24 protein-coding genes are annotated in these 25177 nt (G+C 62.2%); 17 read left to right on the top strand and 7 right to left on the bottom strand.

Features of this window, described 5'->3' with window-relative positions; translation table 11 throughout:
- The first annotated feature begins 56 nt into the window (after positions 1-56).
- From ACFWO3_RS18765 to ACFWO3_RS18750, 4 genes are read left to right on the top strand one after another with little or no spacing between them, the layout of a single operon-like run.
- A complete protein-coding gene (locus ACFWO3_RS18765; protein ID WP_378580506.1) occupies positions 57-1208 on the top strand; it encodes a thiolase family protein in 1152 nt (383 codons plus the stop codon).
- 45 nt (positions 1209-1253) lie between these two features.
- Positions 1254-2414 carry an acyl-CoA dehydrogenase family protein gene (locus ACFWO3_RS18760; RefSeq protein ID WP_378580504.1) on the top strand — a complete coding sequence of 387 codons (1161 nt, stop codon included), beginning with the start codon at positions 1254-1256 and terminating at the stop codon, positions 2412-2414.
- Positions 2415-2441: 27 nt separating this feature from the next.
- Positions 2442-3209 carry an SDR family oxidoreductase gene (locus tag ACFWO3_RS18755; RefSeq protein ID WP_378580502.1) on the top strand — a complete coding sequence of 256 codons (768 nt, stop codon included), beginning with the start codon at positions 2442-2444 and terminating at the stop codon, positions 3207-3209.
- Entirely contained in the window at positions 3206-3982 is a 777-nt protein-coding gene (locus ACFWO3_RS18750; protein ID WP_378580500.1) for a crotonase/enoyl-CoA hydratase family protein, read from the top strand. Before ACFWO3_RS18755 ends, ACFWO3_RS18750 begins: the two co-directional genes overlap by 4 nt.
- 67 nt (positions 3983-4049) lie before the next feature.
- On the opposite strand, the gene ACFWO3_RS18745 is transcribed toward ACFWO3_RS18750, so the two are convergent.
- The 3 genes from ACFWO3_RS18745 to ACFWO3_RS18735 all read right to left on the bottom strand — a co-directional run bounded on the left by ACFWO3_RS18745 (position 4050) and on the right by ACFWO3_RS18735 (position 6824).
- On the bottom strand, positions 4050-4580 hold the full coding sequence (locus ACFWO3_RS18745) for a flavin reductase family protein (RefSeq protein ID WP_378580498.1): 531 nt from the start codon (positions 4578-4580) through the stop codon (positions 4050-4052).
- A 29-nt stretch (positions 4581-4609) separates the two neighbouring features.
- Positions 4610-5794, bottom strand: coding sequence for a hydroxylase (locus ACFWO3_RS18740; protein ID WP_378580496.1), 1185 nt, complete (start codon positions 5792-5794; stop codon positions 4610-4612).
- A 154-nt stretch (positions 5795-5948) separates the two neighbouring features.
- On the bottom strand, positions 5949-6824 hold the full coding sequence (locus ACFWO3_RS18735) for an alpha/beta fold hydrolase (RefSeq protein WP_378580494.1): 876 nt from the start codon (positions 6822-6824) through the stop codon (positions 5949-5951).
- Positions 6825-7161: 337 nt separating this feature from the next.
- Here ACFWO3_RS18735 and ACFWO3_RS18730 point away from each other — a divergent pair, with 337 nt between their 5' ends.
- From ACFWO3_RS18730 to ACFWO3_RS18710, 5 genes are all read left to right on the top strand, one after another.
- Positions 7162-7770, top strand: a complete 609-nt coding sequence (locus ACFWO3_RS18730) for a cytochrome c oxidase subunit 3 (RefSeq protein WP_378580492.1) — start codon at positions 7162-7164, stop codon at positions 7768-7770.
- Positions 7771-7773: 3 nt separating this feature from the next.
- Complete coding sequence (locus ACFWO3_RS18725; protein ID WP_378580490.1) at positions 7774-8043, top strand: cytochrome C oxidase subunit IV family protein; 270 nt, start codon at positions 7774-7776, stop codon at positions 8041-8043.
- 63 nt (positions 8044-8106) lie between these two features.
- Complete coding sequence (locus ACFWO3_RS18720; protein WP_378580488.1) at positions 8107-9705, top strand: FAD-binding protein; 1599 nt, start codon at positions 8107-8109, stop codon at positions 9703-9705.
- Positions 9706-9900: 195 nt separating this feature from the next.
- Entirely contained in the window at positions 9901-10635 is a 735-nt protein-coding gene (locus tag ACFWO3_RS18715; protein WP_378580486.1) for a hypothetical protein, read from the top strand.
- Between the two features lie 32 nt (positions 10636-10667).
- Complete coding sequence (locus tag ACFWO3_RS18710) at positions 10668-11717, top strand: enoyl-CoA hydratase/isomerase family protein (protein WP_378580484.1); 1050 nt, start codon at positions 10668-10670, stop codon at positions 11715-11717.
- Here ACFWO3_RS18710 and ACFWO3_RS18705 read toward each other — a convergent pair.
- Both ACFWO3_RS18705 and ACFWO3_RS18700 read right to left on the bottom strand, forming a co-directional pair.
- Positions 11693-13099, bottom strand: coding sequence for an amidohydrolase family protein (locus ACFWO3_RS18705; RefSeq protein WP_378580482.1), 1407 nt, complete (start codon positions 13097-13099; stop codon positions 11693-11695). The genes ACFWO3_RS18710 and ACFWO3_RS18705 overlap by 25 nt on opposite strands.
- Positions 13096-14316, bottom strand: coding sequence for a CoA transferase (locus ACFWO3_RS18700; RefSeq protein ID WP_378580480.1), 1221 nt, complete (start codon positions 14314-14316; stop codon positions 13096-13098). The genes ACFWO3_RS18705 and ACFWO3_RS18700 overlap by 4 nt, the downstream gene beginning before the upstream one ends.
- A 333-nt stretch (positions 14317-14649) precedes the next feature.
- Between ACFWO3_RS18700 and ACFWO3_RS18695 the strand changes: the two genes are divergently transcribed.
- The 8 genes from ACFWO3_RS18695 (at position 14650) to ACFWO3_RS18660 (ending at position 23366) form a co-directional block, all read left to right on the top strand.
- The gene (locus tag ACFWO3_RS18695) at positions 14650-15471 is read left to right on the top strand and encodes an MlaE family ABC transporter permease (RefSeq protein WP_378580478.1); all 822 of its coding nucleotides are present in this window, start codon (positions 14650-14652) and stop codon (positions 15469-15471) included.
- 114 nt (positions 15472-15585) lie between these two features.
- On the top strand, positions 15586-16362 hold the full coding sequence (locus tag ACFWO3_RS18690) for an ABC transporter permease (protein WP_378580476.1): 777 nt from the start codon (positions 15586-15588) through the stop codon (positions 16360-16362).
- 9 nt (positions 16363-16371) lie between these two features.
- Positions 16372-17532: an MCE family protein gene (locus tag ACFWO3_RS18685; protein ID WP_378580474.1), complete on the top strand. Its 1161-nt coding sequence runs from the start codon at positions 16372-16374 to the stop codon at positions 17530-17532.
- Positions 17529-18551 (top strand): MCE family protein, encoded by a 1023-nt coding sequence (locus tag ACFWO3_RS18680; RefSeq protein ID WP_378580472.1) that lies wholly within the window; start codon positions 17529-17531, stop codon positions 18549-18551. Before ACFWO3_RS18685 ends, ACFWO3_RS18680 begins: the two co-directional genes overlap by 4 nt.
- Positions 18552-19586: an MCE family protein gene (locus ACFWO3_RS18675; RefSeq protein WP_378580470.1), complete on the top strand. Its 1035-nt coding sequence runs from the start codon at positions 18552-18554 to the stop codon at positions 19584-19586.
- The gene (locus tag ACFWO3_RS18670) at positions 19583-20821 is read left to right on the top strand and encodes an MCE family protein (RefSeq protein WP_378580468.1); all 1239 of its coding nucleotides are present in this window, start codon (positions 19583-19585) and stop codon (positions 20819-20821) included. The genes ACFWO3_RS18675 and ACFWO3_RS18670 overlap by 4 nt, the downstream gene beginning before the upstream one ends.
- Positions 20818-21951, top strand: coding sequence for an MCE family protein (locus tag ACFWO3_RS18665; RefSeq protein ID WP_378580466.1), 1134 nt, complete (start codon positions 20818-20820; stop codon positions 21949-21951). The genes ACFWO3_RS18670 and ACFWO3_RS18665 overlap by 4 nt, the downstream gene beginning before the upstream one ends.
- Complete coding sequence (locus ACFWO3_RS18660; RefSeq protein ID WP_378580464.1) at positions 21948-23366, top strand: MlaD family protein; 1419 nt, start codon at positions 21948-21950, stop codon at positions 23364-23366. Before ACFWO3_RS18665 ends, ACFWO3_RS18660 begins: the two co-directional genes overlap by 4 nt.
- A gap of 76 nt (positions 23367-23442) precedes the next feature.
- Here ACFWO3_RS18660 and ACFWO3_RS18655 read toward each other — a convergent pair whose 3' ends face one another.
- Together ACFWO3_RS18655 and ACFWO3_RS18650 are read right to left on the bottom strand one after the other, a co-directional pair.
- Positions 23443-24042, bottom strand: coding sequence for a hypothetical protein (locus ACFWO3_RS18655; RefSeq protein ID WP_378580463.1), 600 nt, complete (start codon positions 24040-24042; stop codon positions 23443-23445).
- Entirely contained in the window at positions 24039-24923 is an 885-nt protein-coding gene (locus ACFWO3_RS18650) for a hypothetical protein (protein WP_378580461.1), read from the bottom strand. Before ACFWO3_RS18650 ends, ACFWO3_RS18655 begins: the two co-directional genes overlap by 4 nt.
- Positions 24924-25177 lie beyond the last annotated feature (254 nt).

Genomic DNA, 25177 nt, shown 5'->3' with positions numbered 1-25177 from the left:
AGTGGGTACTTGCCGATTCTTCCACGCAGATCCGGCTATATCGATCGGAGCCATACATGCAGGTCCGGGAAGCAGTGATCGTAGAAGCCGTGCGCACACCGATCGGTAAGCGGAACGGTTCACTGAGTGGAATACATCCAGTCGATCTGTCAGCAATCGTGCTCGGAGAGCTGGTGCGCCGCACCGGGATAGATGTCGAGATGATCGACGATGTCATGTGGGGCTGTGTGACCCAGCTGGGTGATCAATCGAGCAACATCGGAAGATTCGCGACACTCGCCGCAGGATGGCCGGAGTCGGTGCCAGCCGTGACCATCAACCGAGCATGTGGTTCGAGTCAACAGGCCATCGAATCCGTCGCCCACGCAGTCATGGCCGGCGCCTACGACATCGCAGTGGCGGGTGGCGTCGAATCGATGTCACGTGTGCCGATCGGTGCCACCCGTGCATCCGGCTTTCCCTACGGCCAGACAGTTCTCGATCGTTACGGAGTGGAGGGACTCGATCAAGGAACCGGCGCCGAACTCATCGCCAGGAAGTGGGGGCTGACTCGGGCGATGCTGGACGAGTACGCGTCGCGCTCACACCAGCTCACCGCGGAGGCGATCGACAACGGTGCATTCGACTCGCAGTTGGTGGCAGTCGATACCGTCGACGGGAAACTCGACATCGACGAAGGAGTCCGGCGTGGAACGACGCCGGAAGTCCTCGCCAAGCTGAAGCCGTCGTTTCGTGACGACGGGGTCGTTCACGCAGGGAATGCCTCTCAGATCTCCGACGGCGCGGCCGGAGTGTTGATCACGACGCCGGAGATTGCGCGTCGGTGGGGGCTGACGCCGATCGTCCGCATAGCGGCCGGAGCTGTGGTCGGCGACGACCCGGTTCTGATGTTGACCGCCCCCATACCCGCGACACAGAAGGTTCTGAGGCGGGCCGGTCTGAGTATCGACGCCATCGGCGCTGTCGAGATCAACGAAGCGTTCGCGCCCGTCCCCCTCGCGTGGCAGATCGAATTGGGTATCGACCCGGGGCTGGTCAATCCGTGCGGGGGTGCGATCTCGGTGGGGCACCCGTTGGGAGCGTCCGGTGCCGTTCTCACCACCCGACTGATCCACCACATGCGCGAGAAGAACGTGCGCTACGGATTGCAAACCATTTGTGAAGGTGGCGGTACCGCCAACGCAACCATCTACGAGTTGGTCGATTGACTCTCGCCGACCGACCCGCGACCGACTGGATCTGGGAGATACACAGTGCCACAGCCTTTCTACGATGACGATCACGATGCGTTCCGAGAGTCGGTTCGCCATTTCGTGCGCCGAGAGGTCGAACCGAATCTCGATCGATGGGAGGAGGAGCGCAGCACGGGGAGGGAAGTGTGGAAGGCTGCGGGCGCCCAGGGCATTCTCGGAGTGCTCGTACCGGAAGAGTTCGGGGGCGGCGGTGCCGGTGACTACCGTTTTCGCTGTGTCGTGCAGGAGGAGCTGGCACGGGTCGGAGCCGCAGCACTGGCGTCCGGCTTCTCCATCAACGAAGACATCGTCGCGTCGTACTTGATCGAACTGGGAACCGTGGAGCAGAAGCAGCGTTGGCTGCCCGGCATGGCGGAGGGCTCGACGGTCGCGTCGATCGCGCTGTCCGAGCCGGGCGCCGGCAGCGACCTCCGCGGAATGAAGACCACTGCGGTGCGAGATGGCGACGAATGGGTGATCGACGGTGCCAAGACGTTCATCACCAGCGGCTTCTCCTCGGATGTCATTCTCGTGGCGGCTCGCACCGGGGAAAAGGAGGGAAGACCGCAGCTCTCTCTGATTCTCGTGCCGACCGACACGCCGGGGTTCTCCCGTGGACAGAAGCTTCGCAAGCTCGGTCTGCACGCCCAGGACACAGCAGAGATCGCGTTCTCGGATGCACGCGTTCCCGTGTCCAACCTCGTGGGTGAAGAAGGCCGCGGGTTCCATCACTTGACCGCTCAGTTGCCACTCGAACGCCTGTCGATCGCGTGGCGGGCACTCGTGGCCGCCGAGTCCGCGTTGGAGTGGACGCTGAAATATACGAGCGAGAGACGAGCCTTCGGGCAACGGTTGATCGACTTCCAGAACACTCGCTTCAAGCTTGCCGAGATGACCACCGAGGTCAGCATCACCCGAAGCTTCCTCGAGCAGAGCATCCTGTCCTACAACGAGGGAGGATTCGACGCCACGTTGGGCGCCAAGGCCAAATGGTGGACCACCGAACTGCAGAAGCGTGTCACCGACGGGTGCCTGCAGATGTTCGGTGGCTACGGGTACATGGACGAGTATCCGATCTCTCGAGCATATGCGGACGCGCGAGTTCAGACGATCGTCGGCGGGACCACGGAAATCATGAAAGAGATCATCGGCCGGGATCTGGCGAATCGCTTCCCGTCCTGACATTCCGAAGAAGGAGACAAGTCCTCGATGAAGCTTACCGACAATACTTTTCTCGTCACGGGTGGAGCATCCGGTCTGGGGGCAGCTACCGCTGCCGCGATCGTCCGCGAGGGAGGACGCGTCGTGATTGCCGACCTGCCGACCTCGAACGGAGCCGATACCGCGAAGGAACTCGGAGATGCGGCCGTGTTCGTCGGCGTGGACATCGCCGACGAGGAATCCTTCGTGGCTGCGCTGGATTCGGTGGAGTCCCACGGCGAGTTGCGTGGTGTGGTCCATTGTGCAGGTCGTGGCGGAGATCGCTTGCGGATCCTGGACAAGAGCGGCGAACCTGCTCCGTTGCAGAGCTTTCGCGATGTTCTGGAGGTGAATCTGATCGGCACGTACAACGTGCTACGGCTCGCGTCCTCGCGGATCGCCCGTAACGAACCCATCGACGGAGAACGCGGCGCGCTCGTCCTGACTGCATCGGCCGCCGCATTCGACGGACAGATCGGCCAGACGTCCTACACTGCGTCGAAGGCGGCTGTGCACGGCATCACGCTGGTTGCCGCACGCGATCTGGCCAGCGTGGGGATTCGTGTCAACACCATTGCACCCGGCGTATTCGACACCCCGATGCTCGCACGTCTGCGGGACGACATTCGTGAGAGTCTCGCTGCCGGCGTGCCGTTTCCGAAGCGGCTCGGTCGACCCGAGGACTATGCCGGGATGGCAGTGACCCTACTTACGAACTCGTATGTCAACGGCGAGACCGTTCGGCTCGACGGTGCAATCAGATTGGCTCCGAGATGACAGAACGCGTATCGAGTGAGGTCGTGGTCGAGGCCGACGCAGGAATTCTGACCATCACCATCGACAGACCCGAGCAGCGCAACGCGATGACGAAGTCTGCAGCACACGAGATTGCGTCCGCGTTGATCCGTCTCGACGATGACCCGGACCTCCGGGTCGGAATCATCACCGGAAGTGGAGGGGTCTTCTGCGCTGGAATGGATCTCAAGCGTTTCAAGCTGGGTGAGCGGCCGGTCGTGGACGGGAGGGGTTTCGGCGGACTCGTCCAGTCTCCACCAGAGAAGCCACTCATCGCTGCGGTGGAGGGGTGGGCGCTCGGCGGTGGATTCGAGCTGGTACTGGCCTCGGACCTCGTCGTCGCGGGGGAGAGTGCCAAGTTCGGACTCCCCGAGGTCACACGAGGTTTGGCCGCTCGAGCCGGCGGAATCTTCCGGGCACCGCGCGCCCTTCCGCGCTCGGTTGCACTGGAACTGTTGTTGACCGGACAACCCATGACTGCCGAGGCGGCTCATCGCCACGGCTTGCTCAACCGTGTGGTCCAGGACGGCAAAGCTCTCGACGGGGCCCGCGAAATCGCCTCCGCCATCGCCGCGAATGCACCGATGGCGGTGCGCGCAACAAAGGCGTTCGCGCTGGTGTCGAGAACCATGACCGATGCCGAATCATTCGAGGCACAAGGCGAATACACGGACCCGGTGTTCTCGTCCGAGGATGCGATCGAAGGATCCACTGCGTTCGTCGAGCGAAGGAAACCCCAGTGGACGGGCCGATGAGCGGCACTGCTCGGGAGAACCGCAGGCCGGTGAAACCCCTACCGGCCTGCGGTTGCTCGATCTCGATTCACCAGTTGCGATGACTGTCGAGAAGTATCTGAGAGCTCGAAAAATAGTCGCCGTACCCGCCTCGGAAGAACAGCAACGGCGTTTTCGCCGACGCGACTCGCAGCTCTCGGATTCGACCGACCACCATGTCGTGGTCGCCGAGTTCGAAGACCTTCTCGATGATGCAGTCGATCCATGCCACGGTTCCTTCGAGAATGGGATTGCCCAGATCGGACTGCTTCCAGTCGACCCCCTCGAAACGGTTCGCGCCGCGCAGTGCCATCCTTCGACACAATGCTTCCTGGTCGGCAGCCAACGCATTCGCGTTGAACCGACCGGCCTCGACGATCTTGGGCAGGGTCGTCGAGGTCCGATCGGCAAGGAACGACACCAGTGGTGGATCGAGTGACACAGAAGTGAAGGACCCTACGACCATCCCCACCGGTCGGTCTGCCGGGTCGAGTGACGTGACCACGACGACACTCGTCGGAAAGTTTCCGAGTACGTCGCGTACGTATCGTCCGTCCATCTGTTCCACAGCTGTACTCACCTGCAATCCGGACTCGTTTCGGAGTGAACTCAGAGCATCACGAGCATTCCGGCCGGCGTCTCCAGGTCCATCATGTGAAGCGCATTGGAATGGTAGGGAACTCCGTCGCCGTGGATCATGTGTTGTAGGCCCACGTGAGCGTCACGCCAGTAGCGCTGCATGGGACTGCTCTTGCGGATTGCGCCACCACCGGACCGGGCAAAGATCGCATCGACTGCCTGAACGGCTCGCCACGCACATCGAACCTGGTTTCTGCGCTGGTTCGATTTCTCCTCGGTGGTCGGTTCGCCACCGGACTCGATGATGTCGTACAGCCGAGTGATTCCGTCGATCAGTTGAGCACGCGAGGCGGCGATCTCTGCCGCCGCCTCACCCGCTGCGTACAGCGCGTAGGGATCATCGCGGATCTGTACGCCGGTCACTGCGACTCGGTCCTTCTGGATGGCGAGATGAGTCGAGAGTGCGCCCTCGCAGATACCGATGACGGCCGAGGTCAGTCCCAAGGGGAACATCACACCGAACGAGAGTTTGTAGAGCGTGTCGTGGCGACCGACCCGAGCAGCGGCGACTCCGCCGGCGATATCCGACTGCAGAATGGTTCGATATGACGGGATTGTTGCCTTGTCGACGACGACGTCCTTGCTTCCCGTGCCGGAGAGACCGACGACATCCCAGGAATCCTCGACTATTTCGTAGTCGGAGCGGGGAAGAACGACGTGCATGACCTCCGGTGGCATGACCGGTTCGCCGGAACCGTTACCCTTCAGCGCGCCGAGGAAGTCCCATTGGCAGTGGTCGGACCCCGACGAGAAGGGCCAGCGTCCGCTGAGGACGTACGAGTCGTTCCCGTCCGGATCGGCAACTCCGTTCGGCATGTACGGTGACGCCACCCAGACATCGGGGTCTTTTCCCCAGATCTCCTCCTGCAGCTTGCGGTCCATCTGCGCCAGCTCCCAGGGGTGGACTCCCACGACTCCGGATACCCACCCTGCTGCGGGGTCGTACTTGGCCAAGCCCATTACTGCTTCCGCGAAGTCCCGCGGATGTGCCTGGTACCCGCCGAAGTCGCTGGGCTGCAGGAGCCTCATGACACCGATCTGGCGCATGAGTCGCGCCGTCTTGTCGCTCAACTTTCCGAGAGACTCGTTCTCCTCGGCAAGTCCAGCCAGTTCGGATCCGAGTTCTTCCACACGCTTGACTACTTCGTGCACCATGCGAGTTACCTCTGCTTCTTGGGATGTACCAGATTCTCTTCCGGGGGATGCGGGAGGGGCATATCGATTGTGAACCTCGTATTCGCTTGCCGCCCTAGCATCTCGATGAGTGGGACCTCGACTCCGACAGCCGGTGTGTAATGGTCGGTTCATCTCAACCGGTCGGGGTGGTTGTCTCTCGGGTCAGGAATTCCTGTACGACGCGCTCGAAGTCCGCTCTCCTCTCTATCTGGATCCAATGACCACAGTGTGCGAACGTGTGAAGCTCCACTTCGGGCATCCACCTCGTGGCGAAATGTGCCTGGTCGTAGGGGAGCATTCGATCGTCCCTGCCCCACAGGAGCAAGGTGTGAGTGGTGATGGTCGACGCCACCGTCCACAGAGGGGTGTACTTGGCTCGTTTTCCGGGGTCGAACAGAGAGCCGAAGATGGCCTTGGTTCTGTCGATGACCCCGTCGGCAAGAGCATTGTCCATCCGTTCGTCGATCAGCTCGTCCGTGATGAGGCTCTTGTCGAAAACCATCGTCTTGATCCAGCCGATCATTCGCTCGCGGGTGGGGTCCTCGAGGAACTCGAACAAGCGGAGGAATCCCTCGCTCGGTTCCGACTGGAAGATTCCGACCGACAAGCCGCCCGACCCCATCAATGCCATTCTCCGAACACGATGGGGATGTAGTGCCGCGAGCTCGGCAGCGACCGCCCCGCCCATCGAATTTCCCACGAAGTACGCGGATTCGATGCCGAGGTGATCCATGAAATCGGCAATCTTTCTGGCTGTCGTGATCGTGTACACCTCGTCGAGAACGGGCAGATCGCTTCCGCCGAAGCCAGGAAGGTCGGGCATGATCACACGAAATGTCTTCGCGAAGAACGGCAAGTTGTGCTGGAAGTTCGACCACGCGCTGACGCCGGGGCCCGATCCGTGCAGCATGATCAGCGGTTCACCCTCGCCCGCCTCGTGATATGCGAGCGACAGCCCGTCTACCTCGGCAGTCTTCCGCGTGGTGTCGAAGGAGATTGCACCGGTCATGTTTCTCGAGCCTCTCTCGCGGTTGCACGGGTGTCGGGTGTGGCGTCGTTCCTGGGATTACAACCGCCACGCACCGGATGTGTGATGCGCTTCCCGCCCAGTGGGACAGGACTCGGCGAGCTGAATCGTGATGAAACAGAGTTGGTTTCGATCCTCTGCGCACTACCAGCGGGTATTGCGGCGCCACCGTCGGAGTACATGCGGTCGTGTCGATTTCGGTGGAGTCTCGGTGAGCGGGATTCGATTGCTGCGAACCGAACGCACTTCGCAACACTGGCTGTTCCGGCACGGTGCGACACGAGCCGGCCGAACCGAGTCCGGACGGAGGGCGCCTCACGTGACGAGCAAGACCGATGCGTCCCTCGACGGCGGGACCGACACAGACACGAGAGGTCACATCCCCGGCGAGCCCGGCTTGTGGGTGTTCCTACTCGGCGACATGGTCGTATTCGCCTTCTTCTTCGTCGCGTTTCTGATGGAACGAGCAAAGGAACCGTCGGAGTTCACGGCTTCGCGTGAGGCGATCGGGCTGTCCATCGGACTGACGAACACGATGATTCTGCTCGTCAGTTCCCTCGTTGTCGTGATGGCATTGAACGCCGTACGAACGGGTCGGCACACGCTCGCCTCGAAGCTGTACTTCGCAGCAATGGCTTGCGGAGTCGTGTTCTGCGGACTCAAGATCACCGAGTACGTCCACATGATCGACAGTGGACATTCCCCTGCTGCCGACACCTACTACATGTGGTTCTTCATTCTGACGGGCACACATCTCTTCCATGTGGTCATCGGTCTGGTCGTCTTGTGGGTCCTCTTCTCGCAGTCGCGGGTGTCGTCCGACCGTTCCGGTACTCGGCGTCTGCTGTTCGAGGGTGGGTCGTGCTACTGGCACCTCGTGGATCTGCTGTGGATGGTCCTGTTCCCGGTCGTCTATCTGGCGGTGTGAAACATGGTGTCGAGAGAGCTCCTTCCGGTACGCGTCATCGTGACGTGGACGGTTCTCGTCCTTGCCGCTGTCGTGGGTCCGCTGCTGACCCTCGATTCACACGGCGGCACCCTCGCAGCGGTCGTCGTCCTTGCGATCGCAACCGTCAAGGTTCGACTCGTCGGCCTGGATTTCATGGAACTGCGTCACGCACCGTGGGAGCTACGTACCACCTTCGAGTGCTATTGCGTTGCCATGTGGATGGTTCTGTCGGGCCTCTTCGTTTTCGCGTGATTCTCGGACAACTCACCCATGGCTTCGCGATACGCGGGGCAATCAATACAGGAGGAAGTCATCATGACCACTGACACGGACACGTTCGATGTAATCGTCGTTGGTACGGGAGGAGGGCTTGTCGGTGCCTATGTCGCCGCGTCGAGGGGTCTACGAACCCTTGTCATCGAGAAGACGGACAAGGTCGGCGGCACGCTGGCGTACTCGGGTGCCGGCCTCTGGTATCCGGGCAGCGCGCCGTGCGTGCGTGCCGGGTTCGGGGACGGTCTCGAAGATGCACGGAAGTACCTTCGCGCCTTGGTGGACGACCCGTCCCGCGAGCCGTTGCAGGATGCGTATCTGAAGGCCGGCCCCGAGCTGATCGACGAGTTGGAGACGAACCCCTGGTTCGAGCAATTCTTCCATCAGCCGGTCCCCGAGTACTTCGCCTCTGTTCCCGGATCGTCCCCTGCGGGAAACACGATCTTCCCTGCTCCGCTTCCTGTGGCGGATCTGGGAGAGCACGCGGATATTGTGCGCAGATCGATTCCGGAAGAGCGATGGGGTGAGGCGGAAGGCCCCGTGCTGTCCGGAGGGCGCGCACTGGCCGGACGTACGTTGAAAGCTCTTCTCGATACCGGCAACGCAACGCTGCTCCTCGAGACCCCCCTGCGGAGCCTGGTCGTCGAGGACGGTCGAGTCGTCGGCGTCCTTGCCGAGCGCGACGGCCAGGAGGTCACCTACCGCGCCGAACGAGGTGTGCTTCTTGCCGCGGGCGGTTTCGAGCACAACGCCGAGTTGCGCGCAGAGCACGGCAAGGTGCCTCTCACGGGCGAATGGTCGAACGGTGTACACAGCAACACCGGTGATGCCTTGAAGGCAGGTATCGCGGTCGGCGCCGCAACAGGTCTGTTGGACGAGGCATGGTTCGTCCCCGGACTCGTTCAGCCGGACGGAAAGCCCGTCTTCCAGAGCGGGATCCGTGCCGGGATCTGGGTCAACGGAGCCGGTGAGAGATTCACCAACGAGACGCAGCCGTACGATCAATCGGGTCACGCGATCTACAACGCAGAGGCAACATCGGGTGTATCGCACATGCCGGTTCGGTGGATTCTCGACCAGAAGCAGATCGATCGCGACGGCTTCGGTGGCGACCCTGCACAGCCCATTTCACCCGAGTGGTTCGAGTCCGGAGCGCTCGTGAAGGCGAACAGCCTGGAAGAACTCGCGGAGAAGATCGGTGTTCCCTTCGAGAACTTGGGTAGGACCGTCGACCAATTCAACATCTTCTCGAAGACCGGTGTCGACGAAAGCTTCCGTCGCGGAGAGACTCCCTGGGACCAGATGTTCCATCACATCGTCGGATTCGCGGCCCATCCGGTGCAGAACTACCTGGTTCCATTGCCGCAGGACATTCCGAACCCGCTGTTGGGTGCGATCGACACACCTCCCTTCTATGCCGCAACCATCCGGCTGTCCGATATCGGCACCAAGGGTGGATTGAAGACCGACGAGCACGCACGCGTACTGGCGGAGGATGGAAAGGTGATCGAGGGCTTGTATGCAACAGGCAACACCATGGCCGCGATGTCGGGTGGCGTCTACCCCGGTGCGGGAACTCCGATCGGCTCGTCTCTGGCCTTTTCCTACCTTGCCGTCCGGGACATGGCGGACGGTCGGTAGCCGGAGCTGCATGTCGTCTACAGCACCGAACGACGTCTCGAAAACACGGAATTGCCTGTTCCGAAGTCATTTTCGTGCTTTGGGGCATCCCGCTGATCGGAATCACGGTGCGCCGGGAGATGTCCTGTGATCACACTGATTGTCTTGCGATTGACGTAGCCGCACCCGTTGTCGTCACCGATCGAAGGAGTCTCGATGAACAAGAATGTTCTCTACCAGTTTCAGAGATGGTCGGCGCTGTCCGGCTTCTTGGTGATGATAGTGATCGGCGTGTGTTGGTTCGGTTTCGCCAGACTTCAGCCGCCCTTCTCTCCGTCCGAATCGGCCGAATGGGTCAAGGAGTTCCTGATCGACAACCGATCCGGGATCCTGTGGTCGTCCGTTGTCATCTCCTTCGTCATTCCGTTGGAGTACCTGTTCGTGACCACCACGAGTTGGCAGATGCGAAGAATCGAGCGCGGATGGGGCCCGCTCTCGATCATCCAGCTACTCACCGGCGTCGTTGCCCCGATCGGGTTCATGTACCCACTGTTCGTGATCTCGGTTGCGGCATACCGACCCGAAGAGCGGTCACCGGAGATCTTGCAGGTGCTCACCGACATGTACTTCTTTTTCTACGTCGGTTTCGCGCTCATATTCGTGCTGCAGGTTCTCGTGATCGGTTTCGCCGTTCTCCTCGACAAGCGTAGGACGCCCGTCTTCCCGCGGTGGTTCGCCTACTTGAACTTCTTCCTCGGCGTCGTCCTGACACCGGGGGTGTTCATCTTCGTCGTCAAGGACGGACCATTGGCCTGGAGCGGACTGTTCGCGTTCTGGCTTCCGTGCTTCGCGTACCTCGCGTGGAAGGTTGCGACTCCGCTTCTCCTTCTCAAAGCTGCGAGGAGCGAGTTCGAAGAGTCGGACGACGTGGCCGAGCCGATCCCGGCGTAGTGCCCCGCTCTGCAGTTGCGAGAAGCACGGGTATGACCGACTCGGTAACTCTGGAGGGCTTGTCGGCCGGGGCCCTCGATCCGGTTACGCCCGGCGACGTGCTCACCTTTGTGGAACTGCCGGAGGTGGGTGGAGTCGACCGTGACGTATGGGCGAGCGCGGTGCACCATGCGCGTCGGTCTCGTCGAATCCTGGTCGGGGTCGGACCCACCGATACGGCGTGCCCCGAGCTTCTCGGCGCGTTGTCGCTGACTCTTCATACGGAGGGGCCCGACGACCGACACGCGGTACGAGTCGAATCTCTGGGACCAGCCGTCGACAGAATGGTGGAATCGTTACACGGAAGTCCGCTGGCTTGCTTCACCTGTGTCGAGATTCTGCGCACGAGCCACGAACTCGACGTACGCTCGGCCCTCGTCGTGGAGTCGCTCGGTTACTCGACTCTGCAGGCAGGTCCGGAGTATCTCCGTTGGCTGGCGAATGCGAGTTACCCCTCGAAATCGGACATCGGTCCGTTCGTGAAAGTCGAACGTGACCGTGACACCCTCGTCGTGGAGCTCGATCGCGAGAACTGCAGGAATGCGATCGATGCGCGCATGCGAGATGCGCTGATCGAGGCCCTCGATGTTGCAGTCCTCGACGAGGCGCTGACCGAGGTCGTCATCACGGGGCGTGGGGAGTCTTTCAGCAGTGGGGGCGATCTGACCGAGTTCGGGACGACTCCGGACCCATCGACTGCACACCTGGTCAGAACCCAATACCGTCCCGGTGAGCAGATCCACCGATTGGCCGAGCGTCTCGGAGACAGATGCAAGGTCCATGTTCACGGAGCAGTAGTCGGTGGTGGATTGGAATTGGCGGCGTTCGCGGGGCGTGTCGTGGCCGACCCCTCGGCGCGTTTCCGTCTCCCCGAAATATCCATGGGGCTGATTCCCGGGGCGGGGGGAACGGTGAGTGTCACCAGACGGATCGGCCGGTGGCGTGCGGCGTGGATGATGCTCACGGGAGAAGTCGTCGATGCGACAACAGCACTGCGATGGGGGCTCGTGGACAGTATTCAGACACGGTTGCCTGCGATATAGGTTGCTCGGACAGTGGTTGTGGACGGTTGGGCGACGACCTCGGATACAGGTCCGTTCAGCACGACGAGATCGGCGGTGGCCCCCACGGCGATACGTGCCGGACTCCCGCCGGGATCGTCGGACGGACTCGAATAGGCGTCCAGTGCACGTGCAGCCGAGATGCATTCCCTCGGAACGACCGTCGTACCCGATCGTGCCCGCCGATCGGCTGCGGCCGATATCACGGTCCAGGGGTCGAGCGGGCCGTACGGAGCGTCGCTCGAGAGCGCCAACGGGACGCCCTCGTCGACGAATGAGCTGCAGCGGTACAACCCGGGCAGATCCCTCGGTTCCACATCACGGAGATAGTCGTCACCGCGGTCGGCGATGAATCCCGGTTGCGAGACGACTCGGAGGCCGAGTTCTCTGATCTGTGCGATACATTCACGCGGAACGAGCGATGCGTGCTCGACACGATCACCGTCGATGCACCCAACCGTCTCGAAAGCGAACAGCAACAGCACCAGTGACTCGAGGCTGGCGCAATGCACCGCCACCGGTCGGTTCAGGCTGTGGGCGTATCGGATGACATCGATCAGTGCATCCGGTCGAGCCGGGGCCGAGTCCTCCATGACGATCTTGTACGGACCTCGAGTGAGTCGACCGTCGGTCGCGCCATTCGGCTCGAAAGCGTCGTCGAGAGGCAGTCCGAGTAGGCGTACACGTTGGGGTAACGCCCCCGACTCCATCGCGTCACGGATAGCAGCGACCGATCCGGCGGCGAGGTCGGGCGACGCGTCGGTCACGGACGTGATGCCCATTGCCGCCAGCGCGCGGCCGATGGAGCTCAAGTCGGGCGGGTCGTCCTTGGGGAGTCGGTCGCGCAGCCATGTGTCTGCTCGCCAGATTCGGCCGGTAGGTGTGCCGTCGAGGTCACGTTCGATACCTGGATGTACCGCGCCGTCGAGCGCCGAAGCCTCGACGCCGAGGCTGTTCATGATCCACAATGCTCCACTTCGGTGTTGGATCCGAACGGGACGTATCGCGTGAAGGCGATCGAGCCCCTTGCGGTCGAGGTCGCCGGCGACTGTCTCGCTGTACCGAACACCTCGAACCCAGCCGCCGGAATCGGCGACGGCAGATACCAATGAAGAGGCCATATCGGCCGGCGTACGCACGGCCGGCGGCCCACAGTCGACGGAACGATCGGCAGCGGCCAGTGCGTGCAGGTGCAGGTGGTGGTCGGTGAGTCCGGGTATCGTCGCGCTGCCGTCGGCGTCGAGTATCGAAGCGGTACCGGCTTCGAGGTGAGGGCCTATCGCGGTGATCGCGCCGTGCTCGATCCGAATGTCGAGTCCGGACACGCCATCGACCTCGGTGTTGCGAATGACCGTGTGGTTCATGGGACTGCGATACCCAGGCTCGCCAGCGTTCCGACCGTGTTCTCGCCGGTCGTAGGCGCCGGTGTGTGGAGGGGGCGCCGACGTGGGGCCACAGGCAGGTGAGTGCCGAACGCCGACTCGGACGGATTGTTCGTGGCAAGGTCCTGGCTCGACAGGGTGGACGCGATCACGTCGGACATCGATATGTCGCACAGGCGGCCACGGCCGGGCGGACTCGAGAGGACCACGGTGGCAGCCGTGAGCCCCGCGAGAGGATCTGCGATCGCGTCGCCCACGAACACTGGGCACCCGTCGTTGTCGAGGGCGACCAAACCCGCGGATCCGGCCACATCGTCGCCGAAACCGATGCGGTCCGACTCCCGGCCCCGCGCAGTGATCGACACCCAGACGCACCCCGCGTCGACGAACCTCTCGGCATCGAGGCCGAATCGGGCGAGCGCACGCGGACGCGAAGCCTCGATGACGATGTCTGCTCTCGTCACGAGTTCGCTCAGTGCTTTCCGCCCTTCCGGTGTCGACGGGTCCAGACACACGGATTCGTGTCCACCGTGAAGCAGGTCGTAGAAATCAGGGTTTCCGCGTCGGGCTCCGTCCGGACGTTGTGGCGTCTCGACTTTGATCACCCGTGCACCACCGAGACCGAGCAGGTGTGCGCACAACGGTCCCGCCCACAACGCACTGAAGTCGACCACCAGGGCTCCTGCGATGGGCCGGCTTCCACCCGGACAGAGGTTCACCGCCTTGCGAGTGGTCGGGATCTCCGTGGGAACGACGCCGCCCGCGATACCCAGGAGCTCGATCCGCGATTCGATCTCCTCGACATCTCGACCAGCCAGCCAGTCCTCGACCGCCGGCCAGGGATCGGTCGTCGACAGGTCCTGCTCGACCAGGGCGCCGAGCAGCGCAACGTCGTCCGCACGTGCGCAGGAAATCGCGGCCCAGCCGGTCAGTGTCGGCAGAAGCCGCGTATGCCCGCCGACGGAAACCCGGCCGTTGCGAGTCCGTCCTGTGAAAGCTGCACGCTCTCCGAGCAAGGCCGCGCCGTCGACAGAAATCCTGGCCCGAGTGTCCATGGTCGCGGCCGCCAGGAAGGTCGACATGGTTCGTGCCGCGGACGCTCCGACACCCGGCGGCATGATCGGTGAGCCGTCGGCCCTACCGGTCAACGACAAGATCCCGCTCTCGGCCCAGTCGCGAGCCGAATCATGCTCCCTCACAATGCCGACACTAGCTCGTACGGTGCCATGGAAGACGGAAGTTTCGGCCACCGACATCGGCGCATGACGCACGGGACGTACGACGCGTAGGCGCGTCGTGGCTCGCACTGCCACGATCGTCGGTCCCACTCAGTGGTTTGTCTCAGCGAGGTGGGTCGCCGCCGGACGTACTCTGCGATTCGATCGCGGAATTCGATTTCGACAGCAAGGGGTATCGACAGTGCGTGCATTTGTTGCCACCTACCAGGCGCGCGATCACTCGTGCAGGTGGCGAGCCGCGGCCGTGGTCCGGGTCGATGCTTCTCGGGCGCAGTACAGCCGGGCGATGTGTGAATGCGTGCGGCCGTGAGTCCGTCGGGGACCCGGAAACCCCGCGCTGCCGGCCGTGGTGCCGCGCGGTTCTCAGCGGTTCCGCTCACGGCTGTCGGTGGGCTGTTCGAAATGGGGGCCGATGCCTTCAAGTTCGCTTTCCGCCGCCCGTTTCAGACCCGTGAGTTCATCGAACAGTCGTGGTTCGTCGCACGCGTCTCGTTGATGGCGACGATTCTCGTCGCCATCCCGTTCACCGTCCTGGTCAGCTTCACGATCAATATTCTGCTGCGCGAACTCGGCGCAGCAGACCTCAGCGGCGCCGGCGCTGCCTTCGGATCGGTAACCCAGGTCGGTCCCATGGTGACTGTGTTGATCGTTGCAGGCGCGGGTGCCACCGCCATGTGCGCGGATCTCGGCTCTCGCACGATCCGCGAGGAGATCCAGGCCATGGAGGTACTCGGAATCAATCCGATTCAACGGTTGGTCACGCCTCGAGTGCTTGCTTCCGGCTTGGTGGCCTTGTTGCTGAACAGCCTGGTCTGCTTCATCGGTATCGCGGGTGGATATGTCTTCTCCGTGTTCGTGCAAGGCGTCAATCCGGGCGCATTCGCTGCGGGAATAACGTTGTTGACCGGCACGACCGAGGTTCTTCTGTCCTCGTTGAAGGCTCTCCTGTTCGGATTGATCGCCGGGATCGTTGCCTGCTATCGCGGGCTGATCGTGTCCGGAGGGGCCAAATCTGTTGGTAACGCGGTGAACGAGACAGTGGTGTATGCCTTCATGGCGTTGTTCGTAGTGAATGTCGTGATCACCGCCATCGGTGTGCAGTTGACGGCGAGGTAGGCGGCGATGGTGTTCATTCCTGTACCGAAAAGCTCCCCGCAATCGATCGTCCCCAGCCGCCGCCATCCGAGATTGTTCAGGGAACTGCGACGACCGGTGAACACACTTGGTCGAATGGGCGACCACGCGATCTTCTATGTGCGCGCGCTTCGTAGCGTTCCGCACTCGGTGCTTCGCTACAGACGAGAGACGCTTCGCCTGGTGGCCGAGACGTCCATGGGTTCGGGAAACCTCGCACTCATCGGAGGTACGGTCGTCATCGTCGGATTCCTCACTCTCGCAACGGGTAGCACTCTTGCGGTGCAGGGATACAGCACCCTGGGTGACATCGGTATCGAAGCACTCACCGGTTTCCTCTCGGCGTTCATCAACGTGCGTATCGCGGCTCCTGTCGTCGTCGGCATCGGGTTGGCGGCGACTTTCGGAGCCGGCGCCACGGCCCAGATCGGTGCCATGCGGATCGGCGAGGAGATCGACGCCCTCGAGTCTCTGGGGATCAATCCCGTCGCCTATGTCGTCAGTACCAGAATTGCAGCGGGAATGATCGTGATTGCGCCCCTGTACGCGATTGCGTTGATCGCGTCCTTCGTCGCGTGTCGATTCACGACTGTCTTTCTGCTCGGACAATCGTCCGGCCTGTATGCGCACTACTTCAACACTTTCCTCAACCCGATCGATTTGATCTGGTCGTTCGTTCAGGCATTCGTGATGGCGCTGCTGATTCTCTTGATTCACACGTATTTCGGCTTCTTTGCAAGTGGTGGGCCTGCGGGCGTCGGGGTCGCAGTCGGCGACGCGGTTCGGACCTCACTCATCGCAGTGGTGACGGTGACCTTGTTGGTGTCCCTCGCGATCTACGGATCCAACGGCAACTTCAACTTCTCCGGGTGAACCGTGAAAATGTCTCAGAACGTGGTGCGGCCACTTGCCGGAATCGCAATGCTGGTGGTCGTTGCTGCACTGTGTGCGACGGCAGTCGTGATCTTCTCCGGCGGGGCAGAGCGGGCGACAGCCGTGACCGTGGTCGTGCCACGTGCAGGTTTGGTGATGGACGTCGACGCGAAAGTGAAGATGCGGGGCGTGACGGTCGGCAGAGTGTCGGACGTCAACTACAACAGGCCCGACACTGCCGAACTGACGCTCGCGATGGATCCGGGCCAGCTGGAGAAGATCCCGACCAATGTGCGAGTCGAACTTGCGGCGCCGACGGTGTTCGGAGCCAAGAGCGTTCTGTTCGAGGCGCCCCGGAACCCAGCACCGACGCGATTACAGCCTGACCAGGTGCTGACCTCCGAAGATGTCGAAATCGAAGTCAACACCGTCTTCGGTGAACTGACGAGGGTGCTCTCGTCGATCCGGCCGACAGAACTCAATGCGGCGCTCACCGCAATTTCGAGCGGACTGAGTGGTAGGGGAGACCAGCTCGGCCGAACGCTCGAAGACTTCAATTCTTTTCTACGGGAGACGAACCCAGCGTTGCCGGAGCTCGACGAGCTGATACGCGAAACGCCGGAAGTGTTGGAAGTGTATGCAGACAGTACCGACTCGCTGCTGGGCACGGTCGACAATGCGAGCGAGATCAGCGAGACCTTGGTGGCCGAACAAGACGGGCTCGATGCCTTCTTGACCAGTGTCATCGGTCTCTCGGACGTCGGCACGGCTGTGCTGGACGAGAACCGGGGTCCGTTGGCAACCGCGCTGGACCTGCTGGTGCCCACGACCGCGTTGACCGACGAGTACAACGAAGCGCTGACTTGTACGCTGAACGGATTCGCCGACTTGGCCGTGTCGCCGCCCGCCGATGTACCCGGCCTCGGTCTGTCCGCGAACTTTCTCTGGGGAATCGAGCCGTACGACTCCCGTGACAACCTTCCGAAGGTCGCCGCGACCGGCGGCCCCCAGTGCTCGGTGCTGCCTGTCGGTTTTCAGGAACGGCCACCGTACGTAGTCGCCGATACGGGCGCGAATCCCCACGCACCCGATCGTCCGGGTCTGGAGTTGAACGTATCGAGCTTGCAGCAGGCACTCTTCGGACCCATCCCGGATGGTGCGCCGCGATGAGGGCCAAGGTCGATTCGACGACGCTGAAGTTCGTGGCGTTCAGCACGGTGATGATCGTGGTGGCTGCCTTTCTGCTGTTGGTCTTCAGCGACTATCGGTCCGGCGACACTGTGCGATACCGCGCGATCTTCGACGATGCCTCCAGTCTGCGTTCGGGCGACACCGTCCGGATAGCGGGAGTCAGGGTCGGCACCGTCGGTGACGTCGACCTCGACTCCGACAATCAGGTCCACGTTGCATTCGATGTGGACCGCGACGTCGGACTTCCCGACGATACGGGTGCAGCGGTGCGCTATCTCAACCTCGTTGGCGACCGATACCTGGAACTGACGGAAGGTATCGGTGCCTCCACATTGCAGGAGAACTCGGTCATTCCCGCTTCGCGGACCAGTCCGGCGCTCGACTTGGACGTGTTGCTCGGGGGACTGAAGCCCGTGATCGCAGGATTGCAGCCCGACGAGGTGAACGCGCTGAGTTCTGCGATTCTCGATGTGATGCAGGGGCAGCGCGGAACGGTCGACGCCCTCTTCGAGAGCAGCGGCTCGTTGTTCTCCACTCTCGGAGACAATGTCGAGGTCATCGATCAGTTGATCGACCAGCTGACAAAGGTCATGGAAACCTTGAACTCCAATCGTGATCGACTGGGCGAGACCATCGACCGATTGGGAACGGTCATCGACGAACTCAGCCGTCAGCGAGATCCGATCGGTGACGCCATCGTTGCTCTCGACAACGGAACGGCGTCCGTCGCGGACTTGCTCACCCAGGCTCGACCGAACTTGTCGGGGACTATCGATCAATTGGCAGCACTGGCACCCAATCTCGACCACGACAAGCAGAAGTTGGACGACTCTTTGCAACGTGCGCCGGACAACTTCAAAAAACTTGTGCGGACGGGTGTCTACGGCAATTTCATCCAGTACTACGTGTGTGCGGTGACGGTCCGAGTCTCGGACCCCTCGGGACAGGTCGTGGTCCTTCCGTGGGTCGAGCAGACGAACGGGAGGTGTTCCGACTAGATGTTCAAGTATCGCGGAGAACGCCTGATCAGGGTCGGCTGCCTGGGCCTGACGTTCATCGTGCTTCTCGTGTTGGTCGGGCTGAACATGACCAAGATCATCACCTCGTACACGTCCATGTCGTATCGAGCGGAATTCACCGATGCGGCAGGACTCTCGTCCGGGTCCTCCGTACTGGTGTCGGGGTTCCGTGTCGGTTCCGTCTCCGACGTCGAACTCGTGGACGGTGTCGCCAGAGTGACCTTCAGCGTCGATGACGGCACCACCCTCGGTGAGACGACATCGGTACAGATCAGGACCGGGTCACTGCTGGGACAAAGGATAGTGACAGTCGACCCGTCCGGTCCGGGAGCGTTGCGCCCCGGTGACGTCATCCCGCGTAGTCGCACCACGTCGCCCTATTCGCTGAACGAAGCAGTCGACGACCTGACCGACAACGCGTCGGGAATCGACACGGATTCGCTGAACAAGTCACTGGACGTACTGTCCACCACGCTCACCGACGTGGCACCCGACCTCGGCCCGACCTTCGATGGACTTGCCGAGATCTCGCGGGGTCTGAACGCGCGGGACGGAACATTGAAGGATCTGCTCGCGGCGACCGAAGACGTGACATCGCTGATTGCCTCCAGAGCAGACCGTGTCAATACCCTCATACTCAACTCGAACGACTTGCTGGACACCTTGGTTCAGCGCCGCCAAGCCATCTCCTCACTCCTTGCGAACACCGCTGCGGTCGCGCGACAACTCGAACTGTTGGTTGCCGACAACGAAGAACAGTTGGCTCCCACCCTGGCGTCGTTGAACTCTGTTCTGGAGATGCTGGAGAGGAATCGTGACAACATTTCGCAAGCCATTCCCGGGATGGCCAAGGCGGCGCAGACGCAGGGAGAAGCCGTCTCCGCCGGTCCCTTTTATCAGGCGTACGTCGCGAACTTGATCCCAGGTCCGTTGATTCAACCGTTCATCGATCAAGCTTTCGGACTCGAGCCGCCGGCCAAGTTCCCGATACCGGGGGAGAGCGCGGGATCATGAAGCCTTCGAAGAAATCCCTTGCCGCCGTCGTCGTGATCGCCGTACTGCTCGCCGGTCTGGCGGTGGTGTACCGGCAGTGGACGAGACCCGTCACGCTCGACGCGATATTCGCCAACACCACCGGCATCTACGAAGGTGACGACGTGCGGGTCGCGGGGGTGAAGGTCGGGCGTATCTCTTCCATCGTCCCGCAGGGGCAGACGGTGCGGATGTCCATGGAGGTCGACCGTGGAACGAGTATTCCGTCGGACGCGTCCGCGATCGTCGTGGCGCAGAACCTCGTCGCGGACCGATTCGTGCAGCTCACCCCGGCGCATACCGGGGAAGGGCCTGTCATGGACGACGGTGCGACGATTCCGAGGGAACGAACTGCGGTTCCGGTGGAGTGGGACGAGGTCAAGGAGCAGCTGACCAGACTCGCGACCGATCTGGGACCGCAGGCCGGTTCGGACAGTTCGGTGGGGCGTTTCGTCGACTCGAGTGCGACTGCGTTGGAGGGAAACGGTGAGACTTTGGGCAGAGCTCTGCGCGAGCTTTCCGACATCGGACGCGTGCTGGCAGACAATACGGGCAACGTCACCGACACGATTCGCAACCTCTCGACGTTCGTCGACGCCGTCAAGAGCAGCGGGACTCAGATCGTTCAGTTCGAGAACCGACTTGCGACAATGTCCGAAGTGCTGAACGGCAGTCGATCCGATCTCGATGCAGCACTGACGAACCTGAGTGTGGCAGTCGGGGACGTTCAGCGATTCGTGGCGTCGAATCGGGAAGGATTGTCGGAGCAGGTGACTCGACTCTCGGCTGTGACCCAGAACTTGGTCGACAGCAAGGGGGATCTCGAGCAGCTCCTCCATGTATTCCCTTCGAGCATGGCCAACTTCTACAACATCTACAATCCCGACGTCGGCACGGAGGCCGGGGTATTCACCGTGAACAACTTCTCGAATCCCGTGCAGTTCATCTGCTCGTCCGTCGCCAGCATCGAGAATCTGACGGCCGAGGAAGGTGCCCGGAGGTGCGCCGAGTATCTCGGTCCCATAGCACCGATGCTGACGTTCAACTATCTTCCTGTGCCGCTGAACCCGGTACTCGGGCCCACCCCGACTGACGAGAACTTGATCTACACCGAGCCGGAACTGAGGCCGACGGCACCCGCGAACCCCACGCCGACTCGGCAAACACACTCGCTGGAAGACTTGCTGGCCCCACTTGTCGGTGGTGGTACACCGTGATCACGTCATCGCAGAGCAGCCTCGGACGCGCGTTCGTGGCGTGCAGTGCCGTTCTCCTCGTTGCGGGCTGTGGGTGGCGCGGTGTGGAGGCTCTTCCGCTTCCAGGAGCCGTAGGCACATCGGACGACGACTTCATGCTCACCGCCGAGATCGCGAATGTCGGAACCTTGACCGAGAACTCGCCGGTGCAGATCGGTGACGTGGTGGTCGGAAGTGTCGGCGCGTTGCGAGTGAAAGCATGGCACGCCGAGGTCGAGATAAGGGTCGCGGAGGGCACGGTCGTACCAGGGAATGCTGTTGCGACCGTGGGTCAGACAAGCCTGTTGGGATCGATGCACCTCGCGCTGGACCCGCCTCCCGGAGAGGCAGCGGAAGGCCGGATGCCTGCGGGTTCGACGATTCCACTCGAACGGTCCTCTTCGTATCCCTCCACCGAGGAGACCCTGTCGACCGTCTCCACGGTGGTCAACGGCGGCGGCTTGGGTCAGTTGGGTGGAATCATCGAGTCCCTCAACGACACTCTGGGCGGCAGAGAAGACGAGGTGCGAGACCTCCTGAGCAACCTCACGAACTTCGTAGGCACCCTCGATCGTCAACGGGCAGACGTGGTGAATCTCCTGAACGAGGCCCACCGATTGAGTACAGGATTCGCGGAACAGGACGCAGTGATCGACAATGCGCTCGCCAAGATTCCGGAAGGTTTGGCCGTCCTGGACGCGGAGACCCCACAGATCGTCCACGCACTCGATCGCCTGAGGGTCTTCAGTGACACCACGACGGGTGTCGTCGACGAGGTACAAGCCGACCTACTCACGAACTTGCGCCACCTGGAACCGACGTTGCGGTCTCTCGCCGCGGTCGGTCCGGAGATCGACTCGGCCCTTGCGTATGCACCGGTCTTCCCGTACGGCCAGTCGGTGATCGACAGAGCAGTGCGGGGTGACTACATGAATCTGCACGCCACGGTCGATCTGACTGTTCCGCGGCTTCGCCGAGAGTTGTTGCTGGGAACGGCGCTCGGCGATCCGAATGCCGTCGTTCCTTTCGCTCCCGGCGATCCGGGCTACGAACGGCAACCGCGACACCCACTGTTCGGTCCACTCGACACCACACCGCAGGGGGGCCCATGATTCTGTCGAAACTCGCGCGCGTTCAGCTTGCGCTCTTCACCGTGATGGCGGTCGTGGCCACATGGGTGATGCTGTTCTCGTACATGCAAGTTCAGACTCAGCTGAACATCGGAAGAATCTCCGTGACCCTGAGTACCTCGGGCGCCGGTGGACTCTACGAGTTCGCGAACGTCACGTATCGCGGTGTCGTTGTCGGAAAGGTCACCGATGTGTCGTTGACGGACGACGGCGTCCAGGCAACTTTGTCGATCGACGACGACCAGCGAATACCGGCCGACCTGCAGGCGAGCATTCGGAGTATGTCGGCGATGGGAGAGCAGTACGTCGAACTACGTCCGCGCACGGACGCAGCCCCTTACCTGGGTGACGGATCGGTGATCGACTCGCGTGACGTGGACCTGCCTGCGCCGGTGGCGCCCATGCTGGAGAAGTTGAACGCTCTGGTGACCAGCATCCCCAAGGATCAACTGTTCTCGCTCGTGGACGAACTCAACCGCAGTCTCGGTGGCAACGGTGACGATCTGCAATCTCTGCTCGACTCGTCGTCGACTCTCGCCACTGGGCTGCGCGACGTCGGTACCGATTCGAGGACAATGCTGGAGGGCGCGAAGCCTCTTGTCGATTCTCAGGTCGAGACGGTGGATGCCATTCGGATGTGGACTCGGAACCTGGAGGGGTTCACCGATCAGGTGGTGACGAACACCCCGGAGATCAAGACCTTGCTTGCCTCCGGCCCCGACTTCGCCGACGAGGTCACAGCGCTGCTCGACTCGGTGAAGCTGACGCTGCCGGTCTTGCTTGCAAACGTCACCACGGTTGGTCAGCTCGCGGTCACTTACAACCCGGGCCTCGAACAGGTCTTGGTTCTCTTGCCGCCGGCCATCTCGATGATCCAGGCTGTGCAACCGAACCGCAACGGGACTCAGTGGGGCCTGGGCGACTTCCGAATCAGTGGTGTCTCGGATCCGCCTGCGTGCACGGTGGGCTTCTTGCCACCGGATCAGTGGCGCCCGCCCGAGGACACGAGCATGATCGACACGCCGAACGACCTCTATTGCAAGCTGCCGCAGGACAGCCCGATCGGCGTGCGCGGTGTTCGCAATACGCCGTGTATGAACCAACCGGGAAAGCGCGCACCTACCGCGGCCATGTGCAACAGCGAAGAGGAGTTCGCACCGTTGTCCAACGACCAGCCTGTGGTCGGGCCGTACCCACGGGATCCGAATCTGGAGCAGCAGGGCATTACACCGTCGTCGGGTAGTGGAGACGAGTCGGTGGGACAACCGACGATAGGAGCGGCCCAGTACAACCCCCAGGACGGGGGCTACGTTGGCGCGGACGGAACCCACTACAGGCAAGCCGAACTCACAACTACAGGCAGAGCGACTTCATGGGAGGCAATGCTTCCGCGTTGACGTGTCCGCCTCCGGCTTCCGTGCTGAGCTGTTCGCCTCCGCGCGATTCCACGTGCGAACGGCTCGAGATCGGTGGTCAGACCGGGTCGAACGACGAGATCAGCCAGCGCCCGTCCACGCGATCGAGGGTGATACGCACGGTGCTGGAACTGAGCTCGGGTTCCGGTTTCGGCGTGCTCGTAGTCGTCTGGTTCACGAATGCGAGGACCTCGGCAGTGTCGTCCTCGTGCTTCGAGACTGCGGATCGCACTACCTGAGCAGTGGTATCGACGCCGTTGTCGGTAGCTGCGGGCTTCACCACCTTGGTGGTGAACTCCTCGTAGTACGTGAGGAACTCGCCGGTGAGGTGGGTCTTGGCCTTCGTGAAGTCTGCCTCGAGTTCGGTAGGCGAGTACGAGAGGATAGCTACAGCGCCGTCGTTGGCCGAGGTCACGATCTCCTGGTTGGCCTCGTCGGACGAGGCCTTGTCGTTCCGGTACACCGTCGCGTATGCGGTTCCGGCTGCAACGAGTGCGACGGTCATGGTCGTAGCCAGCACGATCGGTGCGAACTTGGGGTTCGAGAGCACCCGGCGGCGTGTGGGGCGGTCCTCGATCGAACTTTCGGCCTGCGACCCTTCGCTGCCGGCGCTCGAGGGTTGGGATTCGGATTCACTCACGGTATCTGTCCCTGTCATGGTACGAAGTCCACCTTCGAAATCTTCAGTTCTCCGTCGATGTCGTCGACCGTCACTCGCAGTCGCCAGATGCGCGGTTCCTGCTCGGCCCCGGCCGCGTTGGTCACCTCCGAGGTGGCGGATACCAAGACCTCGGCTGTACCGTCGCCCAGCGACTCGATTGCAGACCCGGTGACATTTCCCTTCGTCGTGACCTCGGACTGTTCGATCACAGACGTGAAATCCTCGGAGCGACCGATGAAGTCTTCGTAGAACTCGCCCGTAGACCGAGCGAGGAGCCGCTGCACGTCGTTCTCGGCATTGCGATAGTCCAGGGTCGTGAGCGCCTCGACACCCTGCCTGGCTGCCACGACGAACGCGTTTGCACGGCTCGCATCGGCCTGCACTCTCGTGTGGTTCAGGCCGATGAGGCCGGCGACGACCAGAGCGCCGATCGTGACGAGTGACATCGCAGTCAATGCCAGGCCCCGCTTGGTCGGTTGTCGAAGCTTCGCGCCGCGCCTTGCCGGACCACGCAGGAGCCGTCGCGCCCTGGCGAGGCGGATCTTCGGTCGGCGGGAGGACTTGTCGTCGGGCGTCGAGGTCTCGATTTTCGATACGACTTCAGTGGGCGACGAGGAGTCGCTGGATGGTGGCGGCTCGATTCCCGTCGACGAGCCGTCGGACTCCGGGACGTCGGACGACTCGTTGGAGGACGGATACCCGCGCAGCCGGAGAAGGCGGGCGCGTGCCCGAGCTGCTTCGGCTTCGGCACGCGCGGCCGTCGCTTCGGCGTCGGCGGCAGCGAAGTCGGCTTCGGCGCGCTTCAACTCGGCCGAGTCTTCCGTGACCGGTTCTTTGCCGACGTTGCCATCGGACTTGGTGGTGAGACGTGTATTCATGCCTGTCCTGAAACTCGTGCAATGGTTGAGTTGGCAATGCTGCGACGCCTGAGAACGGGCGTCGAGCAATGGCTCGCAGAGTGTCGTGCGGACGGTCTCGACTGGTGGAATCCAGGCTAACAGAGGGCGTCGCGGAATCAGCCGAATATCGAAAGCCAGTGAGGGCCCACCGAGCGAGTCCTCCTCGGCCGGACGGCGGTTGGCAAGCTCGGTCCTGCCCATCGAGACACACCCTCGTAGAGAGGCTGGTGCGT

The sequence above is a fragment of the Rhodococcus sp. NPDC058521 genome, from assembly GCF_042719695.1.
Lineage (GTDB): Bacteria > Actinomycetota > Actinomycetes > Mycobacteriales > Mycobacteriaceae > Rhodococcus_F.
This window is presented reverse-complemented; position numbering and strand designations above follow the sequence as displayed.

Coding starts and splice junctions, on each gene's coding strand:
- ACFWO3_RS18765 (WP_378580506.1), top strand. CDS start 57: ATGCAGGTCCGGGAAGCAGTGATCGTAGAAGCCGTGCGCACACCGATC.
- ACFWO3_RS18755 (WP_378580502.1), top strand. CDS start 2,442: ATGAAGCTTACCGACAATACTTTTCTCGTCACGGGTGGAGCATCCGGT.
- ACFWO3_RS18750 (WP_378580500.1), top strand. CDS start 3,206: ATGACAGAACGCGTATCGAGTGAGGTCGTGGTCGAGGCCGACGCAGGA.
- ACFWO3_RS18740 (WP_378580496.1), bottom strand. CDS start 5,794: ATGGTGCACGAAGTAGTCAAGCGTGTGGAAGAACTCGGATCCGAACTG.
- ACFWO3_RS18735 (WP_378580494.1), bottom strand. CDS start 6,824: ATGACCGGTGCAATCTCCTTCGACACCACGCGGAAGACTGCCGAGGTA.
- ACFWO3_RS18725 (WP_378580490.1), top strand. CDS start 7,774: ATGGTGTCGAGAGAGCTCCTTCCGGTACGCGTCATCGTGACGTGGACG.
- ACFWO3_RS18720 (WP_378580488.1), top strand. CDS start 8,107: ATGACCACTGACACGGACACGTTCGATGTAATCGTCGTTGGTACGGGA.
- ACFWO3_RS18715 (WP_378580486.1), top strand. CDS start 9,901: ATGAACAAGAATGTTCTCTACCAGTTTCAGAGATGGTCGGCGCTGTCC.
- ACFWO3_RS18710 (WP_378580484.1), top strand. CDS start 10,668: ATGACCGACTCGGTAACTCTGGAGGGCTTGTCGGCCGGGGCCCTCGAT.
- ACFWO3_RS18705 (WP_378580482.1), bottom strand. CDS start 13,099: ATGAACCACACGGTCATTCGCAACACCGAGGTCGATGGCGTGTCCGGA.
- ACFWO3_RS18695 (WP_378580478.1), top strand. CDS start 14,650: ATGCGTGCGGCCGTGAGTCCGTCGGGGACCCGGAAACCCCGCGCTGCC.
- ACFWO3_RS18690 (WP_378580476.1), top strand. CDS start 15,586: ATGGGCGACCACGCGATCTTCTATGTGCGCGCGCTTCGTAGCGTTCCG.
- ACFWO3_RS18685 (WP_378580474.1), top strand. CDS start 16,372: ATGTCTCAGAACGTGGTGCGGCCACTTGCCGGAATCGCAATGCTGGTG.
- ACFWO3_RS18680 (WP_378580472.1), top strand. CDS start 17,529: ATGAGGGCCAAGGTCGATTCGACGACGCTGAAGTTCGTGGCGTTCAGC.
- ACFWO3_RS18675 (WP_378580470.1), top strand. CDS start 18,552: ATGTTCAAGTATCGCGGAGAACGCCTGATCAGGGTCGGCTGCCTGGGC.
- ACFWO3_RS18670 (WP_378580468.1), top strand. CDS start 19,583: ATGAAGCCTTCGAAGAAATCCCTTGCCGCCGTCGTCGTGATCGCCGTA.
- ACFWO3_RS18660 (WP_378580464.1), top strand. CDS start 21,948: ATGATTCTGTCGAAACTCGCGCGCGTTCAGCTTGCGCTCTTCACCGTG.
- ACFWO3_RS18655 (WP_378580463.1), bottom strand. CDS start 24,042: ATGACAGGGACAGATACCGTGAGTGAATCCGAATCCCAACCCTCGAGC.
- ACFWO3_RS18650 (WP_378580461.1), bottom strand. CDS start 24,923: ATGAATACACGTCTCACCACCAAGTCCGATGGCAACGTCGGCAAAGAA.